Source organism: Actinoplanes nipponensis (genome assembly GCF_016862275.1).
GTDB classification, from domain to species: Bacteria; Actinomycetota; Actinomycetes; order Mycobacteriales; family Micromonosporaceae; genus Actinoplanes; species Actinoplanes nipponensis.
Genome location: NZ_BOMQ01000005.1, coordinates 1 through 4,680 on the forward strand (window position 1 = coordinate 1; position 4,680 = coordinate 4,680).

Annotated in this window: 4 protein-coding genes; all 4 read left to right on the forward strand. The window is 75.4% G+C overall.

Translation table 11 applies throughout. The annotated features are described in order from the left end of the window. Window positions 1-1,012 (forward strand): helix-hairpin-helix domain-containing protein (locus Ani05nite_RS00945; RefSeq protein WP_438845070.1); only part of this gene is annotated, 1,012 nt, incomplete at its 5' end. Between the two features lie 214 nt (window positions 1,013-1,226). Further along, complete coding sequence (gene rapZ / locus Ani05nite_RS00950) at window positions 1,227-2,123, forward strand: RNase adapter RapZ (protein WP_203762990.1); 897 nt, start codon at window positions 1,227-1,229, stop codon at window positions 2,121-2,123. Window positions 2,124-2,362: 239 nt separating this feature from the next. Next, the gene (locus tag Ani05nite_RS00955; RefSeq protein WP_203762993.1) at window positions 2,363-3,502 is read left to right on the forward strand and encodes a gluconeogenesis factor YvcK family protein; all 1,140 of its coding nucleotides are present in this window, start codon (window positions 2,363-2,365) and stop codon (window positions 3,500-3,502) included. Between the two features lie 41 nt (window positions 3,503-3,543). Then, entirely contained in the window at window positions 3,544-4,524 is a 981-nt protein-coding gene (gene whiA / locus Ani05nite_RS00960) for a DNA-binding protein WhiA (RefSeq protein ID WP_184996434.1), read from the forward strand. The last annotated feature ends 156 nt before the right edge of the window (window positions 4,525-4,680 follow it).

Genomic DNA, 4,680 nt, shown 5'->3' on the forward strand with positions numbered 1-4,680 from the left:
GGCCGGGGCGGCCGGCTTCGCGGGCTCGTCGGCCGGAGTGGCGGGTCCGTCGGCCGGGGCGGCCGGCTTCGCGGGCTCGTCGGCCGGAGTGGCCGGTTCGTCGGCCGGCGTGGCGGGTTCGTCGGCCGGCGTGGCGGGTTCGTCGGCCGGCTCGGCCGATTCTTCCGATGGTGGTGCGGGTGACGGTTTCGCCGACGGCGGCGACGCCGAGCTCGGCGCGGGGCCGGTCGCCGGCGAGCTGCCCGGCATCGACCCGCTGACCGGGCGGCCGCGCCGCTTCGCCTACCCGCCCAACCTGGTCGTCGTCGACGGCGGCCAGCCGCAGGTCAACGCCGTCGCCGCGGTCCTGTCCGACCTCGGCATCACCGACGTGGCGCTGTGCGGCCTGGCCAAGCGGCTGGAGGAGGTGTGGCTGCCGGGCGAGGACTTCCCGGTGATCCTGCCCCGCACCTCCGAGGCGCTCTATCTGCTGCAACGGGTGCGCGACGAGGCCCACCGGTTCGCCATCACGTTCCACCGGCAGCGCCGCTCCAAGCGCATGACGGCGTCGGCGCTCGACAACATCGCGGGGCTGGGGGAGACGCGGCGCAAGGCGCTGCTGCGGCACTTCGGCTCGCTCAAGCGGCTGGCCCAGGCCACCCCGGAGGAGATCACGGAGGTCCCGGGCATCGGGCGGCGGACGGCCGAGGCGGTCCTGGCCGCCCTCGCCGACACCGCCACGAAGCCCGACACCGCCACGAGGCCCGACTCCGCCCCGGAGAAGAGCGGCGCGGCCGCGGGCGGCGCGGGCAAGACGAAGGCGGGCGCCAACCGGAACCGGGTCGCCCGGCCGGTCGGGCCGGCTTCCGACACGGCCACCCCCACCGAGCAGCCGGCGGCAGTCGGGGAGCCGGGCGGCCCGCCTCCGACGGAGCTCGGAGCGGGAGACCTGGCGCGGGGCGACCTGCCACGGCCCGGCCCCGAGGCCTCCTCGCCCACGGTGGCCGCGCTGGATCCGAGCCGGGGGACGTAGCCCGGCCGACGGCTACTGATCGTGGAATACGGGCGGCGGGGACGCCGTTCACGGGATGGGCTCATCGGGGTCGCCGGCGGACCCAGGGGGCACCGGATCGGGTAATGGACACCACGTCCGGCGATCCCGGGTCGACGCTTCGGCCTAGGATGCAGTGTCCGCCCGGAGGGGGCGCATGCGCAGTGCGGTTCAGGAGGAGTGCGTGACCGAGTCGATGCCGGAGTTCGTTCCGGAGCCCACACCCGACGAGGCCGCCACCGACCTCGTGGTGGTGACCGGGGTTTCCGGCGGCGGCCGCAGCACCGTGGCCCGTGCCCTGGAGAACGTCGGCTTCTACGTCGTCGACAACCTGCCGCAGGCCCTCATGCTCGACATGGCCCAGCTCGCGTTCGAGGCCGGCGGCGCCGCCCGGCGTACAGCCATGGTGCTGGACGTCCGCAGCCGCGCCTTCTCCACCGACCTCGCCGGCGCGGTCCGCGCGCTCAAGGACCGCGGCTTCTCGCCGCGGGTCGTGTTCGTCGACGCCGACGACGAGGTGCTGATCCGCCGCTTCGAGTCGGTCCGGCGCTCGCACCCGCTGCAGGGTGACGGCCGGCTCGCCGACGGCATCGCCGCCGAGCGCAAGCTGCTCGAGGAGGCCCGCGAGCAGTCCGACGTGATCATCGACACCAGCCACCTGAACGTGAACCAGCTCCGCCGCCGCGTCGAGGAGCTGTTCGGCGGCGAGGACGCCCGGCGGTTGCGCATCACCGTGCTGTCGTTCGGCTTCAAGTACGGCCTGCCGCCCGACGCCGACTACGTGATGGACGCGCGCTTCCTGCCGAACCCGTTCTGGGTGCCGGAGCTGCGCGAGCACACCGGCCTGGAGGAGGGCGTCAGCGGCTACGTGCTGGGCCAGGAGGGCGCGCACGACTTCGTCGGTACGTACGCGCAGCTCATCGCCGCGACGGCGCCCGGTTTCGAGCGGGAGGGCAAGCGCTACCTGACTGTGGCGGTCGGTTGCACCGGCGGCAAGCACCGCAGCGTCGCGATCGCCGAGGAGCTCACCGCGCAGCTGCGCGACATCCGTCTGTCCGCCCACTCCTCGCACCGCGACCTGGGGCGGGAGTGACGACGGCTCAGCCGGCGGGACCGGGCGGCGGCCCGGCGCAACGGCACGACACGACCGCCGATTCCGGCGACCCGGCGGCGCAACGGCACGACACGACCGCCGATTCCAGCCTCCCGGCGGCGGAGCGGCGCGACGCGACTGCCGATTCCAGCGCCCCGGCCGCGGGCGGCCCGGACGCGACCGCCGCGGGCGGCCCGGACGCGACCGCCGGTTCCAGCGGCCCGGCGGCGCGGCGCCCGATCAAGGTCGTCGCGTTCGGGGGCGGTCACGGGCTGGCCGCCTCGCTGCGCGGGCTGCGCCACTGCGCGCCCGAGCTGGAGCTGGAGATTACCGCCGTGGTGACCGTCGGCGACAACGGCGGTTCCAGCGGTCGGCTGCGCGCCGAGCGGGACGCCCAGCTGCCGCCCGGCGACCTGCGGATGGCCCTCGCCGCCCTGGCCGGCGAGGACCCGGCCCACCAGCGCACGGTGGCGCTCATGCAGCACCGCTTCGCCCTCGTCGGCAAGCCCGACCGCCGCGGCACCGGCATCGAGGACTTCCCCACCGTGCCGGCCCGGGTCGCCGCCGGAGCCGCCGACGGTCCGGATACAGAGAGCCCCGTCCCCGGGCCGGGTCAGGACGCCGGGCCCGCAGGCAAGACCGGCTGGGGCAGCGTCGACCGGCGGATCGCCTCGGTCGGCGGCAAGCACGACCCCCTCGCCGGCCACGCCGTCGGCAACCTGCTGCTGCTCGGCCTGCTCGAGCTGCTCGGCGATCCCGTCGCCGCCCTCGAGCACGCCGCCGCCATGGTCGGCGCCTGCGGGCGGGTCCTGCCCATGGCCTCGCACGCTGTGGGGATCGAGGCCGACGTGCGCGGCGCCGATCCGGCGCGGCCCGACGAGGTCGTCACCGTCCGCGGTCAGCACGCCGTCGCCATCACCACCGGGCATGTCGAGGCGTTGCGGATCGTGCCGTCCTCGCCGCCCGCCTGCCCGCCCGCCCTCGCCGCCATCGCCGAGGCCGACTGGCTGATCTTCGGGCCGGGCAGCTGGTACACCAGCGTGCTGCCGCATCTGCTGGTGCCCGAGCTGGCCGAGGCGATCGTGGCCAGCCCGGCCCGGCGGCTGGTGACCCTGAACCTGGCCACCGACAACGAGACCTTCGGGCTCTCGGTGGCGGATCATCTGGCCGCGCTGCACTGGTATCTGCCGCGGCTGCGGGTGGACGTCGTGCTGGCCGACGACAAACGGGTCGGCGAGCCCGATCCGGTGCACCGGGCCGCCGCGGCGCTGGGGGCGCGGCTGGTGCTGGCGCCGCTGGCCGTTGCGGACGGCAGCCCCAAGCATGATCCTGAGTCGTTGGGCACAGCACTGGTGCCCGTCCTCGGCTCCGATCGTTAAGCAACTGGCAGACCGCGAACAAGCATGAGGTGACTTCGAAAATGGCGATGACGGCAGCGGTCAAGGACGAGCTGAGCAGGGTCGACGTGCCCAAGCCGTGCTGCCGCCGGGCGGAGATGGCCGCCCTGCTCCGCTTCGCCGGCGGGCTGCACATCGTGAGCGGGCGGGTGGTCGTCGAGGCCGAGCTCGACACCGGCGCGGTGGCCCGGCGGCTGCGGCGGGAGATCGCCGAGGTGTACGGCTACCCGAGCGAGGTGCACGTGCTCGCCTCCGGCGGCCTGCGCAAGGGCAGCCACTACATCGTGCGGATCGTCAAGGACGGCGAGGCCCTGGCCCGGCAGACGGGCCTGCTCGACGTCCGGGGGCGCCCGGTGCGGGGGCTGCCGCCGCACGTCGTCTCGGCCAACGTCTGCTGCGCGGTCGCGGCGTGGCGGGGCGCGTTCATGGCGCACGGTTCGCTGACCGAGCCGGGCCGCTCCAGCGCCCTGGAGATCACCTGCCCCGGCCCGGAGGCCGCGCTGGCGCTGCGCGGCGCCGCCCGCCGCATCGGCATCACCGCCAAGGAGCGCGAGGTGCGCGGCGTCGACCGCGTCGTGATCAAGGACGGGGACGCGATCGCGGCGCTGCTCACCCGGATCGGGGCGCACTCCAGCGTGCTGGCCTGGGAGGAGCGGCGGGTACGGCGTGAGGTGCGCGCGACCGCGAACCGGCTGGCCAACTTCGACGACGCCAACCTGCGCCGCTCCGCCCGGGCGGCCGTGGCGGCGGCAGCGCGCGTGACCCGGGCCCTGGAGATCCTCGCCGACGAGGCCCCCAACCACCTCACCTCCGCGGGCCGCCTGCGCCTCGAACACCGCCAGGCCTCGCTGGAAGAGCTGGGCGCGCTCGCCGACCCTCCGCTGACCAAGGACGCGATCGCCGGCCGTATAAGGCGTCTGCTCGCCCTGGCCGACAAGCGCGCCCGCGACCTGGGCATCCCAGACACCGAAGCCGCCGTAACCCCAGAAATGATGGCCTGCTGACCCCCACCCCGCGCCCAGGCCCCGGCACCGCGCGACCCCAGGCCCGCCACGCCCGCGCCAAGGCTCCGGCACCGCGCGAGCCTGGACCCGGCACCGCGCGAGCCTGGACCCGGCACCGCGCGAGCCTGGACCCGGCACCGCGCGAGCCTGGACCCG